Origin of the sequence: Erwinia wuhanensis, assembly GCF_030484085.1 — a bacterium.
Lineage (GTDB): Bacteria > Pseudomonadota > Gammaproteobacteria > Enterobacterales > Enterobacteriaceae > Erwinia > Erwinia aeris.
Genome location: NZ_JAUJUH010000008.1, coordinates 88,679 through 101,860, shown reverse-complemented (window position 1 = coordinate 101,860; position 13,182 = coordinate 88,679). Strand labels below are relative to the sequence as shown.

Genomic DNA, 13,182 nt, shown 5'->3' with positions numbered 1-13,182 from the left:
AAATAAGGGGTAACTCACCATGACGCGTCGCGCTATCGGCGTAAGCGAGCGGCCACCGCTGCTGCAAACCATCCCACTCAGCTTCCAGCATCTGTTCGCCATGTTTGGCGCGACGGTGCTGGTGCCTATCCTGTTTCATATCAATCCGGCCACCGTGCTGCTGTTTAACGGCATCGGCACGCTGCTGTACCTTTTTATCTGTAAAGGGAAAATCCCGGCCTATCTGGGCTCCAGCTTTGCCTTTATTTCGCCGGTGCTGCTGCTGCTGCCGCTGGGCTACGAGGTGGCGCTGGGCGGCTTTATCCTTTGCGGCGTGCTGTTCTGCCTGGTGGCGCTAATTGTAAAAAAAGCCGGAACGGGCTGGCTGGACGTGATGTTTCCACCGGCTGCGATGGGCGCTATCGTGGCGGTCATCGGGCTGGAGCTGGCCAGCGTGGCGGCGAATATGGCCGGTTTGCTGCCGGCTAACGGCGCGGCGGTCGACGGCAAAACCATTCTGATTTCCATGGTGACGCTGGCGGTGACCGTTTTCGGCTCGGTGCTGTTCCGCGGCTTTCTGGCGATTATCCCTATCCTGATCGGCGTGCTGGTCGGCTATGCGCTTTCCTGGTTTATGGGCATCGTAAACTGGTCATCGGTTGAAGCGGCACCGTGGTTTGCGCTGCCGACCTTCTACACGCCGCGCTTCGAGTGGGCGGCAATGCTGACCATTCTGCCTGCGGCGCTGGTGGTGATCGCCGAGCATGTCGGGCATCTGGTGGTTACGGCGAACATCGTTAAAAAAGACCTGCTGAAAGATCCCGGCCTGCATCGCTCGATGTTTGCCAACGGCGTCTCGACGATTTTTTCCGGCCTGTTCGGCTCTACGCCTAACACCACCTATGGCGAAAATATTGGCGTGATGGCAATTACCCGCGTTTACAGCACCTGGGTGATTGGCGGCGCGGCTATTCTTGCCATTCTGCTTTCCTGCGTTGGCAAGCTGGCCGCCGCGATCCAGGCGGTGCCGGTGCCGGTGATGGGCGGCGTGTCGCTGCTGCTGTACGGCGTGATTGGCGCTTCCGGTATCCGCGTGCTGATTGAATCCAAAGTGGATTACAACAAGGCGCAGAACCTGATCCTGACCTCGGTGATCCTGATCATCGGCGTCAGCGGCGCCACGGTGCATATTGGCGCGGCAGAGCTGAAAGGCATGGCGCTGGCGACTATCGTCGGCATCGGGCTGAGCCTGATCTTCCGGCTGATTACGCTGATCCGCCCGGAAGAGGTCATTCTGGATCCGCAGGATCGCGAGTAAAGATCTGACGGGCAGCGGCGCTGCCCGTTTCATAATCCTTAAAGAACTGTGATAAACTGCCGCCGGATTTCGACCCATTACTGAGGTGCTTCTGAACACTCCGGCACAGCTCTCACTGCCGCTCTATTTGCCCGATGATGAAACCTTCGCCAGCTTCTGGCCGGGGGATAACCCGTCGCTGATCGCCGCGCTGCAAGGGGCGTTACAGCAGGAGCACGGCAGCTATCTCTATTTCTGGTCGCGTGAAGGCGGCGGGCGCAGCCATCTGCTCCACGCGGCCTGTGCGGAACTCTCCGCGCGTGGCGAAGCCGTGGGCTACGTGCCGCTCGACAAGCGTACCTGGTTCGTGCCTGAAGTACTGGACGGTATGGAACAGCTGGCGCTGATCTGCATCGACAACATCGAGTGCATCGCCGGCGACGAACCCTGGGAAATGGCGATTTTCGATCTCTATAACCGTATTCTGGAAACGGGCCGCACCCGTCTGCTGATCACCGGCGATCGCCCGCCGCGCCAGCTGAACCTGAAGCTGCCCGATCTCGCTTCCCGTCTGGACTGGGGACAAATCTATCGTTTGCAGCCGCTGTCGGATGACGACAAGCTTCAGGCGCTCCAGCTGCGGGCGCGGCTGCGCGGTTTTGAACTGCCAGAAGATGTCGGCCGCTTTCTGCTAAAAAGGCTGGATCGGGAAATGCGCACGCTGTTTATGACGCTGGACAAGCTGGATCGCGCCTCGATCAGCGCCCAGCGCAAGCTGACCATTCCCTTCGTGAAAGAGGCGCTGGATCTTTAAAGGATAGCCAGCACCTGCTCCGGCGGCCTGCCCAGCCGCGCCTTGCCGTTAGCCACCACGATCGGGCGCTCAATCAGCTCCGGATAAGCGACCATTGCCGCCAGCAAATCCGCTTCGCTAAGCGTGGGATCGTCCAGGTTCAGCGCCTGATAGCGCGCCTCTTTGCTGCGCATCAGCTTGCGCGCAGAGCTGAAGCCCGCCTGAAGGAGCAGTCTTTCCAGCGTGGCGACAGTCGGCGGATTTTTCAGATAGAGCACGACTTCCGGTTCAATCCCTTTACTTTGCAACAGCGCCAGCGTTTCGCGGCTTTTGGAGCAGCGTGGGTTATGGTAAATCTCAACGTTCGACATCATTCGCTTACCTTTTCTGATACTGACGGAAACGCTGCTGTAAATAGCGCAGCTGATCGATACGGGCATCGTAGCGGGCCTGCTTGAGGCTGCCCAGCGGCACGGCGGCGCTGGCGTCGCTCAGGCTGCGGATCGCTTGATCCAGCTGGCCGTTCAGCGCCAGGCTTTCCGCCCGCGCCGCCTCTTCTTCATCCGTCAGCCCCTGAGCGGACGACGCCTGCGCCAGCAGATCCCAGCCGTTGGGATCGTCTTTATGCGTCCAGGTATAGCGATAAAGGATTTTGCTGGCGCTGGCGGGCTGCTTCGCCTCGACGTAAGCGTTAGCCAGGTTGAGCTGTACCACCGGGCTGGATGCTTTGGCTTTTTCCAGCAGGGCGATAGCGCGCTGCGGCTGCTTCAGGCCGATATCAATATCGGTCATCAGATCCAGATACCAGACGTTATTCGGCTGAGCGGCCAGCAGCGGCGCGATAATGCGTCGGGCGTTGTCATAGCTTTTCGCCTGCAGGAACTGAACGGCCTTGCCGTACTGCGCGGCGGTCTGCTCGCGCGTGTTGCCTTTACTCAATGTTTCCAGCAGATCGTCACCAAGCTGGTTTTTTCCCGTCGCGTACATGCCCAGCACGCGCACTTTCGCCATATAGAAATCCTGTGACGACTGCACCACGACGGGCTTCATCTGGTTGGCGCGGTTGCGGGCATCGGCCAGGCGGCTGTCGGGCAGGGGATGGGTCAGCAAAATTTCCGGCGGCTTAGAGGCGAAGCGGGACTGGTCGGACAGCTTTTGCAGAAAGTTGGGCATCGCCTGGGGATCGAACCCCGCGCGCTGCAAGACCTGAATGCCGATACGGTCAGCCTCCTGCTCGTTCTGCTGGGTAAAGCTGATCACGCCCTGCTGCGCGCCCGCCAGCGTGCCGCTTAACGCCGCCATCCCGGCCTGCGGGTTTGCCATCGCCAGCAGAATGGAGCCAAGCGCGCCCACCCAGGTCAGCGGCGCGTTACGCTGCTGCTCTTCCATCGCGCGCGCCAGGTGACGCTGGGTAACGTGAGAAATTTCGTGTGCCAGCACCGAGGCCAGCTGGCTTTCGTTTTCGGTATAGCGGAACAGGGCGGAATGCAGCACCACGTTGCCGCCGAAAAAGGCAAAGGCGTTCAGCTCGTCATTGCTGACCAGGAAAAAGTGGAACGGCGTCTTGACCGACCAGGCGTGCGCCACCAGCCGCTGGCCCAGCTGGTTGATATAGTCATTGAGCAGGGGATCGTTGATCAGCGGCGCGCTGGCCCGCAGCTGGCGAACATAGAAATCCCCCATCGCCAGTTCCTGATTAACGGAAAGCGTATTGCCTGCGGTGGTGCCGATATCCGGCAAAGTATCGCTGATGTCGGCCCTGGCAGGCTGCGCGGCTATCGTGGGCAGCAGGATCAGCGACGCCAGCGCGCACCTTTTCAGTCGGTTAATCATGCAAAATCCTATTCTGATAACGTCCTCAATTGCCCGGCAGAAGGATTAACGGTTCTGCAGGACGGCGCTCTTCAGCGGCTATCTTAACCAGAGGTGATAAGGAAGGAAACGCCGCTAAGCATGAATAAATACCGGGCCGGACGAGCATACCTTAAACTCAGCGAAAAAAACTGAACGTAGGCCCTGCTGGCACACAGGGGCAGGAAAGCGGATTATTAAGTAAATTCAGGTAAATTTATTCAGTAAAATTGAATATGGCACGAAAATTGTTTAGGTTTACTCCTAAAAATGGCTGTAAACCGATCCTTCTCGCCGTCTCTTGCACAGGCCTTCCTTGCGTTTATCTTTATAATCCCGCTCCAGGCTTTATCAGAATTTTTTGCTTAGCCAAAGAACCATGGCTGACTCAGCAGGAATAATAAAAAGCGTTGAGGAGGAAATGCTTTTATACGCTGGCACTTTTTTCTGATTAAAAATATATCTCGCTTTTAAATAAAACAGATAAATAAAACCGACGAGCAGTGCCGCACTTATAAAAGCAGAGTAGCGCTTATTTACAGCAAGAAATAATTTACTCAATCTTTGCGTCAGATTTACACGATAACTTCACTTCCCTCTGTTCCGTTTCCGATTCGTTACGCTTTCTGGAGAGCATACTATGCGTCCTGTTGTGTCTTACGTTTTAATCGCTGCCGTGGCCGGTTTTATTGGCGCCAGCTTCTCTTCCGCCCCGGCTATTGCAGAGAAAATCAGCCAGCACTTCGGCGTTCAGGATAACGATCCTGACGGCTTCTGGAGCACGCCGGCTATCGATGGCTACGGCAAAATTCATTATGAGGCGGATGCGGCTTATAAGCCGGCCGTGGGCGACAGCAATAAAGTCGTGTTCCAGATAACCAAAGCGGAAAATGGCCCTAAAGTCCCTAACCTTGGCCTGGAGCGCGTTGCCCGCGTGGTGAATTTATATATTGCTTCCGGGGTGCCGCAGGAGCAGCTTAAATTTGTGGTCTCGGTGACCGGCGACGGTACGCCAGCAATGTTAAATAACGCGGAATATAAAAAAGTCTTCGGCGTGGATAACCCTAATCTGAAGCTGATTAGCGAACTGCGCGCTAAAGGCGTGGACGTCTCCGTCTGCGATCAGTCAGTGGCTTTCCATCACTTTAAGCATGAGTGGATTGATACCTCCGTTACCCATGCACTTTCCAGCCCGACCACGGTCGCCACGCTGGAAAACCAGGGTTACGCTTTCCTCGCTATGTAGCCATCTTTGTCCCGCCCGTTATCGGTGCGGGACGCTACCCCCGCTGTCGCCTGAATTCGCCTTCTTATCAGTTACCTCTGCCCATCTGCAAAAAATTGAGTTAAAATCTCTAAGATTATTCCTAATGCTGACGATACTCCTTGTATGACTCCATGCTTCACCAGGGCATGACGCGTTACCAAACCAAATTAAAAAAAAGAAGCGACATCTATGAAATGTTTCCTCGGGGCTAATCTATGAGGCTTCCTCGTCTGAAGCTGGATTTGCGCACGCTGATTATGCTGCTGGCCTTCGCCAGCATTGCCATCACGTTGGCCAACTCTTTGTACGCCACCCGGCAAGTGCAGCGGGAAGTGCTGATCGAAAATACGCTGGAATCCAACCGGGTTTATGCGACCAAGCTCGCCTCTACCACGGAAATGTTTTTTCAGCTGGCGGAGTCGCAGCTGGCTTTCAGTGCCAAAACGCTGGGACAGGGCGGCAATGATGACGCGCTGATGCAGCGTGAAGTCATGCGCCTGCGCGAGCAGACCAACAGTTTTAACTCGGCGGTGATTGTCGATGCCAACGGCTGGGTAAAAGCCATTTCTCCCGACTCGCTGATGCTCAAAGGCGTGCATCTGACCACGCCGGTTACCCGACAGGCGCTGAAAGAGCGTAAACCGCTGGTCAGCCAGCCTTCGCTGTCGGTCGCCAATAATTTAATGGTGTTCGTCTCCTATCCTATCTGGTCGCCCAACGGCGTCTATCTGGGTTTTGTTGGCGGCACCATCTACCTGAAGAAAAAGAGTATTCTCAACGAGCTACTGGGCGAGCAGTTCTACCGTGACGGCTCTTCTCTTTACGTGGTCGACAGCGGCAACCGCGTGCTGTGTCACCAAAACGGCACGTTAATCGGGCAGAAAATCGCGCCGCTGATTAGCGACGAGATGAAACAGGATAACGGCTCTCAGCAGGTGTCGAAGCAAAACGGCGAGCCGATGCTGGCGGGCTACGCAATGGTTGCCACGCCCGGCTGGATGATTGTGGCGATGAAGCCGACGCCCACCACGCTGACGCCGCTTACCAGCATGATGCTGCAGGTGGTGCAGCGCGCCGTTCCGCTGGCGCTGTTGACGCTGGCGTTAGCCTGGCTGTTTGCCTGGCTGATCGCGCGGCCGCTGGGGCAGCTGGCGGACAACGCCAGCCAGATGGATGCGCCCGGCGCGTCTACGGAGATTGGCGCCATCCGCTCCTGGTATTACGAAGCGGCGCAGATCAAGCGGGCAATGCTCACCGGCCTCGGCCTGCTGCAGGATAAAATTGGTCGCCTGAAGTTTGAGGTGCAGACCGATCCTATGACCTCCTTGCTGAACCGTCGCGGCCTGCACGCCGTGCTGGAGTATTTTTACGCCACGCGCCAGCCTTTTGCCGTGCTGGCGCTGGATATCGATCACTTTAAACGCGTCAACGACGGCTGGGGCCACGACGTGGGCGACAGCGTGATTAAAAGCGTGGCGCAGGAGCTGAGCAAAAGCTCGCGCCAGACCGATGTGGTATGCCGCAACGGCGGCGAAGAGTTTTTGATGATCCTGCCGGGCGCGGACCGGGAAATGGCGGCGGTAATTGCCGAGCGCGTGCGTAAAAAAATTGAACAGCTGGCGCTGGCCCCGGTGGGATGCGTGACGCTGTCGATTGGCGTAGCGCTGTGGAACGCGGACGAGATGCCGCTGGAGCAGGTATTTAAACAGGCGGACGACGCCCTCTACAGCGCCAAACATGCCGGACGCAACCGCGTGGTGGTGAGCGGGCAATGGCAGGAAACGGCGTAGGAGATTTACCGTCAGTATGGCTGAGGCCGGCGCTGGAAGCCGCGCGGCCAGCCATTTTTTCAGGTAGACTCTGCGGCTTCCTTCAGTAAGCCAGGACTTTTCCATGCTGGATCTTCTACTACAGTGGTATCGCCGGCGCTTTAGCGATCCCCAGGCTATCGCGCTGCTGGCGATACTGCTTGCCGCTTTCGGCATCCTTTTCTTCTTTAACGGCCTGCTGGCGCCGCTGCTGGTGGCGCTGGTTGTTGCTTATCTGCTGGAGTGGCCGACGGTACGTCTGGAACGGCTTGGCTGCTCGCGCGCCTGGGCCACTACTATCGTATTGATTTTCTTCGCCACTATTGTGCTGGTGCTGATCCTGGTCGTGGCGCCCGTCGCCTGGCAACAGGGCATCAATTTAGCGCACGAGCTGCCTACGATGCTAACCAGCCTGTATCACTTTGCCACGCGTCTGCCGGAGCGTTTCCCGGCGCTGATAGATGTCGGGCTGGTCGATATCGTGGTGGAAAACCTGCGCGCCAGGCTGAGCGGTATCGGCGATCAGCTGCTGCGCTATTCTCTGGCTTCGCTGGTGGGCCTGATGACGCTGGCGATTTACCTGGTGCTGGTGCCTCTGATGGTGTTCTTCCTGCTTAAGGATAAAGAGCAGATGCTGGCGGCGATCGGCCGCATTTTACCGCGTAATCGCGGCCTGGCCGGACAGGTCTGGCTGGAGATGAATCAGCAGGTTTCCAACTATATTCGCGGCAAAGTGCTGGAAATGGTGGTGGTCGGCGTGGCGAGCTGGATCGGTTTTCTGGCTATCGGCATGAACTACGCGCTGCTGCTGGCGGTGCTGGTTGGCGTGTCGGTACTGATCCCTTACATAGGCGCGCTGGCCGTGACCGTGCCGGTTATTGGCGTAGGCCTGGCGCAGTGGGGGCTGGGCGGCGATTTCTGGACGATGATTATCGTTTATCTGATTATTCAGGGTCTGGACGGCAATATTCTGGTGCCGGTGCTGTTTTCCGAAGCGGTGAATCTGCATCCGCTGGTAATTATTCTGTCGGTGGTTATCTTTGGCGGCCTGTGGGGCTTCTGGGGCGTATTTTTCGCTATTCCGCTGGCCTCGCTGGTGAAAGCGGTGCTTCATGCCTGGCCTGATGAACTGAATTCTGAACGTTCAGGGCTTAAATAGGTAATAAAGAGAGGAGAGAATATCTCCTCTCTTTATCTATTAATTCTTGTTGCGCTATTCATGAAATTATTTTCTGTATAATCGAGTCGCTATTCCGCAAAGGGATAATGAATTAAAGTTTTTTTCCGTGGAAGGAAGCGTAATGTTTTAGGTTTTTTTAAAGCCCTTCCTTTAACTCTTCTTCAAAAGGATTTTTATGGAAAGATTAAGCGGAAAACATTGGGTAAAAGAGTTTTTTGGCAGAGAGCCTGGCCGCAGCAGCGGAAATGATGGCAGCATTTGGCATGGCAAACCTGAACGTTGCGCCATCGTTAAGAAGCCGGCATACGGAAGGGAAAGCTATTGATATGGCCATTTCCTGGTCTGGGGTGTTAATAATAGAAGACAATAATAAAAAAACGCTAACTATCAGATCATTTCCGAAAGACGGCATGAATAAAGAACTTCATGAGGTGGGGAAAATATTTGGCGTCATTAAATACCGTGGTGGTATAAGCGATAAACCTCATTGGTCCTCGGATGGGCGGTAATATGAAAGCTCACTTAGCTGTTCTTGTTTTTAATTTTACTGTTTGCGGTTGTTCGTATGCCAATAAGCCTCCATCTGTACCCAAAGATTTGAAGGCATTTTTGGATAACGCCGAAGATTGCCAGCACTTTTCAGGCGAATGGGACAGTACGCTTTCAGCGGCACGCCAAAATGAGATAGAAAAGAAGGTAGAAACCGTCTGTGACCAGGCCAGAAGACAAAAGGAAAAATTAAAGAAAAGGTATTATGGAAATAAAATGATTGAAGCACAGCTGGATGACTACGATTTTTAACATCAGAAAACGTTATCGCAATGGGCGGTAATCACACCGCCCGTTTCACCATCAGGCCGATTGCAAATAGTCCATCACGATATCGTGGTGGTTGCTGGTTTTGAAATCATCAAACACTTTTTCGATTTTGCCGTCGGTACCAATCAGGAAGCTGATGCGGTGGATGCCGTCATAGGTTTTGCCCATAAAGGTTTTCTCGCCCCAGATGCCGAACTGCTCGCAAACCTGATGATTTTCATCCGACAGCAGCGTGAAGTTCAGCAGCTCCTTCTCGACAAAACGCGAGAGTTTTTCCGGTTTATCGGTGCTGATGCCCAGCACTTCCACGCCCGCTTTTTTCAGCTCGTCCATGCTGTCGCGCAGACCGCACGCCTGTACGGTGCAGCCCGGCGTCATGGCTTTTGGGTAAAAATAGACCAGAACGCGCTGTCCCTGGAAGTCGGTCAGGTTTACCTGCTCGCCATCCTGGTCGGGCAAGCTAAAGACGGGTGCGGGATCGCCGGCTTTCAGTGGATTCATCACTATTCTCCGTTTTTTCATCATGCTGTGGATACTGGACGACGCTAATAGTGCCTTGTGCACTTAACTCTGTACAGAGGCTGTTAAACGCCTGCTCAATAATGGCAGCATCCTGGCTGGCAGGACTGTGCGCGGTAATTTGAATATAGAGCAAGGGCGGCTGATTTTCTGCCGCAGGTTGCGTGCGTGAGACCAGTTCAGCAATATGCATCTGATGGGAATCAAAGAGATCGGTAAAGCGTTCGATAATATGCGCGGAGTCGGTGACTTCAATCTGCACCCAGACGGTAGCGGGCATAGGCGGCCTTTCGCGAAAGGTGGTGCGCTTCATCACGATCAGCAGCTCCAGCTCGGCGCCTTTCAGCGGCAGCGTCGATTCAATCAGCGCGATAGCGTTCCAGCTTCCTGAAAGCAGCATAATAAAAGTGAATTCATCACCCAATATGGCCAGGCGGCTGTCTTCGATATTGCAATCGCAGCTGCTGACGTGGCGGGTAATGGTATTAACAATCCCCGGTCGGTCGACGCCCACGGCGGTAATAACCAGGTGATGTTGCTCTGACTGCGGCAAAATAATGCTTCCTGTACGTCTCAGTGATTAGCAATTGTGATAACTCTTAGGTAAACATAAAAAATACCCTGTGCCAAGGGGCCTGGCAGGCTTGCCCGCTTGCTTTTCGTGGGCCGTCAAACGTACCATGAAGCACTTGTTTGTGGAGGGGATGGCTAATGTTTACGGGAAGTATTGTTGCGCTCGTTACGCCGATGGACGACAAAGGGTCCGTCTGTCGCGCAAGTCTGAAAAAACTGATTGATTATCATGTTGCCAGCGGAACAGCGGCAATTGTCTCCGTAGGAACAACGGGCGAATCGGCAACATTAAGCCACGACGAGCATGGTGACGTGGTCATGCTGACGCTGGAGCTGGCCGACGGGCGCATTCCCATCATTGCCGGTACCGGCGCCAACGCCACGGCAGAAGGCATCGCGCTGACGCATCGTTTTGAAAACAGCGGCGTGGTAGGCTGCCTTACCGTCACCCCATACTACAATCGTCCAACCCAGGAAGGGTTGTACCAGCACTTTAAAGCCATCGCCGAAAGCACCGATCTTCCGCAAATGCTCTACAATGTGCCGTCGCGTACCGGTTGCGATATGCTGCCGGAAACCGTAGGCCGTCTGGCGAAGATCAAAAATATTATCGGAATCAAAGAGGCGACCGGGAACTTATCGCGGGTTAGCCAGATCCAAGAGCTGGTCGATGACGATTTCGTGCTGGTCAGCGGCGACGACCTTTCTGCCCTCGACTTTATGCAGCTGGGCGGCAGGGGCGTTATCTCCGTAACGGCCAACATCGCCGCGCGCGAAATGGCGGAGCTCTGCGCGCTTGCGCAGCAGGGCAACTTCCGGGAAGCGCGCCGCCTTAACCAGCGTCTGATGCCTCTGCATCAGAAGCTATTTATTGAGCCTAATCCTGTCCCGGTAAAATGGGCTGCTAAAAAATTAGGATTAATTGCAACCGATACGCTGCGTCTACCAATGACGCCGATGACTGATGCCGGTCGTCCGGTTGTTGAGCAGGCACTGAAAGACGCAGGCCTGCTGTAAATTTAGGGAGAAGTAATGGCTTACTCAGTACAAAAGTCGGCAATCGCAAAAGTGGTTGGCCTGTCGCTGGTGATGTTGTTGGCGGCATGTTCGAGCGATCAGCGCTACAAGCGCCAGGTCAGCGGCGACGAATCTTACCTCAAAGCTGCGGATATCAACGAGCTGCACGCGCCAGCAGGAATGATCCTGCCGCTGCAAAACGGTGATTTTGATATCCCTTCCGCCAGCGCGAAAGGCGCCGTCGGCAAGCAGCTGGATATCCGTCCACCGGCCCAGCCGCTGGCGCTGATCAACGGCGCCCGCACTCAGTTTGCCGGCAACTCCGGCGTGCTGCTGGTCGATAACGCCAGCGGCGCGCTGTGGCCGCAGGTTGTGACGGTAGTGCAGACGCGCAACTATCCGATTGCCAGCCGCACCGACGGCAGCCAGACGCTGACCACCGACTGGGTGCAGTGGAACCGCGCTGATGAAGATCATCAGTATCGCGGCCGCTACCAGATAGCCGTGCAGCAGCAGGGCTATCAGCAGGCGCTGAGCGTGAAGCTGCTGGAGCTGGAGCAGGAAGGTAAAGCCGTTACTTCACCCGTCCAGCTGCAGCGCTACACCGCGCAGATGCTGAACGAGCTGAGCGCTGGCCTGGATAAAATCGCCACGACTCGCGACGACGCGGCGGTTAAAGGCAGCACTGCGCAAATCAACGTGCAGAGCGGCGCGGACGATACCGGCCTGCCTACGCTGGTGGTGCGCGCGCCGTTTAACCTGGTCTGGGAGCGTCTGCCGACCGCGCTGGAGCGCGTGGGCATGAAGATCACCGACCGCAACCGTCCGCAGGGCAGCCTGAACGTGACCTACAGCGCCCCGTCCAGCGAGACCTGGGACAGCATTGGCGCGAAAGATCCTGAGCTGACCGACGGCAACTATAAGCTACAGGTCGGCGATCTGGATAACCGCAGCAGCCTGCAGTTCCTGGATCCAAAAGGCCATGCGCTGACCCAGTCGCAAAACGATGCGCTGGTCGCCGTGTTCCAGGCGGCATTTAACAAATAATCGAAAGGCCGACGCGCGTCGGCCTTTTTTATTTGCTGCCGCGTAATCGATTGCTTCGGTTTTTTCGCGTCCGATCATACAATGGACGCAACAGTTCATACCCGACCGGTTTCGGCCTGTTCGCAGGCGCAAAGCACCGGGCATTTCACGTTTGGAGTAAAGAGATGAAAAAGCAAGCTGAGTTGTATCGCGGCAAAGCGAAAACCGTTTACAGCACCGAAAATCCGGATCTGCTGATACTCGAATTCCGCAACGATACATCAGCCCTGGACGGTGAGCGCATCGAACAGTTTGACCGCAAAGGAATGATTAACAATAAATTTAATCACTTTATCATGAGCAAGCTGGCGGAAGCGGGCATCCCTACCCAGATGGAAGCGCTGCTGTCGGACAACGAAGCGCTGGTCAAAAAGCTGGAAATGGTGCCGGTGGAGTGTGTAGTGCGCAACCGCGCGGCAGGGTCGCTGGTGAAGCGCCTGGGCGTGGAAGAGGGCACCATCCTGAACCCGCCGCTGTTCGATCTGTTTTTAAAAGACGATGCGCGTCACGATCCCATGATCAACGAATCCTACTGTGAAACCTTTGGCTGGGTGAGCAAAGAGAACCTGGCGCGTATGCGCGAGCTGACCTACAAAGCCAACGACGTGCTGAGCCAGCTTTTCTCCGATGCCGGTCTGATCCTGGTGGACTTCAAGCTCGAGTTCGGCCTGTTCCACGGTGAAGTCACGCTGGGCGATGAGTTTTCCCCGGACGGCGCGCGCCTGTGGGACAAAGAGACGCTGAATAAAATGGATAAAGATCGCTATCGCCAGAGCCTGGGCGGTCTGATTGAAGCCTATGAAGAAGTGGCGAATCGTCTGGGCGTGAAGCTGGACTGATTTCCCCCGGCCGTGGGTGTCGCCACGGCCGCTTTTCTCTTACCTGCTCCGCTAATCTACCTCTATTCTGAAATACCTTTCCGTTCCGGCCCGGCAGCCGCCGCAAGGCTGGTGTTAGCGGCTATGCGCGACTAAAATCACTCCAACAGTTCAT

General features: G+C 55.7%; 14 protein-coding genes. 10 read left to right on the top strand and 4 right to left on the bottom strand.

Annotated elements, in window-relative coordinates:
• The first annotated feature begins 19 nt into the window (after positions 1–19).
• Complete coding sequence (gene uraA / locus QZH36_RS18025; protein ID WP_301252008.1) at positions 20–1,297, top strand: uracil permease; 1,278 nt, start codon at positions 20–22, stop codon at positions 1,295–1,297.
• A gap of 85 nt (positions 1,298–1,382) precedes the next feature.
• The gene (hda, locus tag QZH36_RS18020; RefSeq protein WP_125289556.1) at positions 1,383–2,090 is read left to right on the top strand and encodes a DnaA inactivator Hda; all 708 of its coding nucleotides are present in this window, start codon (positions 1,383–1,385) and stop codon (positions 2,088–2,090) included.
• Here hda and arsC read toward each other — a convergent pair.
• Positions 2,087–2,440 (bottom strand): arsenate reductase (glutaredoxin), encoded by a 354-nt coding sequence (arsC, locus tag QZH36_RS18015; protein WP_253461249.1) that lies wholly within the window; start codon positions 2,438–2,440, stop codon positions 2,087–2,089. The genes hda and arsC overlap by 4 nt on opposite strands.
• Before the next feature lie 7 nt (positions 2,441–2,447).
• On the bottom strand, positions 2,448–3,902 hold the full coding sequence (gene bepA / locus QZH36_RS18010) for a beta-barrel assembly-enhancing protease (RefSeq protein ID WP_253459397.1): 1,455 nt from the start codon (positions 3,900–3,902) through the stop codon (positions 2,448–2,450).
• Between the two features lie 658 nt (positions 3,903–4,560).
• Here bepA and QZH36_RS18005 point away from each other — a divergent pair.
• From QZH36_RS18005 to QZH36_RS17985, 5 genes are all read left to right on the top strand, one after another.
• Positions 4,561–5,166 (top strand): DsrE family protein, encoded by a 606-nt coding sequence (locus QZH36_RS18005; protein WP_253459402.1) that lies wholly within the window; start codon positions 4,561–4,563, stop codon positions 5,164–5,166.
• 236 nt (positions 5,167–5,402) lie between these two features.
• The gene (locus QZH36_RS18000) at positions 5,403–6,977 is read left to right on the top strand and encodes a sensor domain-containing diguanylate cyclase (protein ID WP_301730791.1); all 1,575 of its coding nucleotides are present in this window, start codon (positions 5,403–5,405) and stop codon (positions 6,975–6,977) included.
• 103 nt (positions 6,978–7,080) lie between these two features.
• Positions 7,081–8,154 (top strand): AI-2E family transporter, encoded by a 1,074-nt coding sequence (locus tag QZH36_RS17995; protein WP_125289561.1) that lies wholly within the window; start codon positions 7,081–7,083, stop codon positions 8,152–8,154.
• A gap of 236 nt (positions 8,155–8,390) precedes the next feature.
• Positions 8,391–8,684 (top strand): hypothetical protein, encoded by a 294-nt coding sequence (locus QZH36_RS17990; RefSeq protein ID WP_301730790.1) that lies wholly within the window; start codon positions 8,391–8,393, stop codon positions 8,682–8,684.
• A gap of 1 nt (position 8,685) precedes the next feature.
• Entirely contained in the window at positions 8,686–8,976 is a 291-nt protein-coding gene (locus QZH36_RS17985) for a hypothetical protein (RefSeq protein WP_301252003.1), read from the top strand.
• A 51-nt stretch (positions 8,977–9,027) separates the two neighbouring features.
• Here the strand turns inward: QZH36_RS17985 and bcp are convergent, their stop codons facing one another.
• Both bcp and QZH36_RS17975 read right to left on the bottom strand, forming a co-directional pair.
• Positions 9,028–9,495, bottom strand: coding sequence for a thioredoxin-dependent thiol peroxidase (gene bcp / locus QZH36_RS17980; protein ID WP_125289564.1), 468 nt, complete (start codon positions 9,493–9,495; stop codon positions 9,028–9,030).
• Positions 9,455–10,066: a glycine cleavage system transcriptional repressor gene (locus QZH36_RS17975; RefSeq protein ID WP_125289565.1), complete on the bottom strand. Its 612-nt coding sequence runs from the start codon at positions 10,064–10,066 to the stop codon at positions 9,455–9,457. The genes bcp and QZH36_RS17975 overlap by 41 nt, the downstream gene beginning before the upstream one ends.
• Before the next feature lie 158 nt (positions 10,067–10,224).
• Here QZH36_RS17975 and dapA point away from each other — a divergent pair, with 158 nt between their 5' ends.
• The 3 genes from dapA (at position 10,225) to purC (ending at position 13,028) form a co-directional block, all read left to right on the top strand.
• Positions 10,225–11,103, top strand: a complete 879-nt coding sequence (gene dapA, locus QZH36_RS17970; protein WP_125289566.1) for a 4-hydroxy-tetrahydrodipicolinate synthase — start codon at positions 10,225–10,227, stop codon at positions 11,101–11,103.
• Between the two features lie 15 nt (positions 11,104–11,118).
• A complete protein-coding gene (gene bamC / locus QZH36_RS17965; RefSeq protein WP_301730789.1) occupies positions 11,119–12,150 on the top strand; it encodes an outer membrane protein assembly factor BamC in 1,032 nt (343 codons plus the stop codon).
• A 164-nt stretch (positions 12,151–12,314) separates the two neighbouring features.
• Positions 12,315–13,028 carry a phosphoribosylaminoimidazolesuccinocarboxamide synthase gene (gene purC, locus QZH36_RS17960; protein ID WP_253459418.1) on the top strand — a complete coding sequence of 238 codons (714 nt, stop codon included), beginning with the start codon at positions 12,315–12,317 and terminating at the stop codon, positions 13,026–13,028.
• The last annotated feature ends 154 nt before the right edge of the window (positions 13,029–13,182 follow it).